Below are 965 nucleotides of genomic sequence, written 5' to 3'. Positions count from 1 at the left end.
GGAGCCACAGGATAAAGAAACGAGACGGAGATTCCTAAAGCTCCCCTTCCTCCTTTTTGAGTAAAGAGTCATGATATTTTAATAAAGGTGGCAGGCACCCGTGGCGTTTTACAACGGAGGGCTTTCTTTATATAAACCGGAGTCGCGCAGCTTAGCCACAAACACATTGAATTGCGGAATGTTGATTTGCTGTTTCGCATCAGAAAGGGCTATATCTGGATCCGGATGGACTTCAACCATGACACCATCTGCGCCTACCGCAAGTGCTGCTTTTGCCGTGGGCAGCAGAAGATCGCGACGGCCTGTAGAATGGGTCACATCAACAAAAACCGGAAGATGCGTTTCTTGTTTTAAAATGGGCACAGCAGAAATATCCAGCGTATTGCGAGTGGCCTTCTCATACGTACGAATGCCGCGCTCACAGAGCATCACTTGTGGATTTCCGCCGGATACAATGTATTCAGCCGCATAGATGAATTCTTCGATGGTAGCGGATAGACCCCGTTTTAAAAGAACGGGGATCTTTACGCGGCCTGCCGCTTTTAAAAGTTCAAAATTCTGCATGTTACGCGCTCCAATTTGGATCATATCCACATAGTGTGTCGCCATCTCGACATCAGCAGGCGTTACAATTTCACTTACAACCTGCAGACCCAGTTCATCAGCCACACGACGCAAAATCTGTAGACCTTCTACGCCAAGCCCTTGGAAGTCATACGGAGAAGTACGCGGTTTAAATGCTCCGCCGCGCAGTAAGGGAATCCCATTCACTTTGAGCGCTTCCCCTACTTTCTGCACCTGCTCGTAGGACTCTATGGAGCACGGGCCAGCGACAAGAATCGGGTTTCCTGCCCCGATTTGTATAGGCCCCAATCTTATCACGGTATCCTCCTGTTTCTTCTTTCGACTTACAAGCAGCGCTTTAGTGTTATCCTCTTTTTGCAGTGTAAGAGAGGCACTGAAGA

At 48.5% G+C, this 965-nt stretch carries 1 protein-coding gene; it reads right to left on the bottom strand.

All coding sequences use genetic code 11. The annotated features are described in order from the left end of the window. Positions 1–108 precede the first annotated feature (108 nt). On the bottom strand, positions 109–965 hold an 857-nt coding region (locus MBEAL2_RS28590), incomplete at its 5' end, for a bifunctional 3-deoxy-7-phosphoheptulonate synthase/chorismate mutase (protein WP_047155562.1).

Origin of the sequence: Aneurinibacillus tyrosinisolvens (assembly GCF_001015055.1) — a bacterium.
In the GTDB taxonomy this organism is placed as follows: domain Bacteria; phylum Bacillota; class Bacilli; order Aneurinibacillales; family Aneurinibacillaceae; genus Aneurinibacillus_A; species Aneurinibacillus_A tyrosinisolvens.
This window is presented reverse-complemented; position numbering and strand designations above follow the sequence as displayed.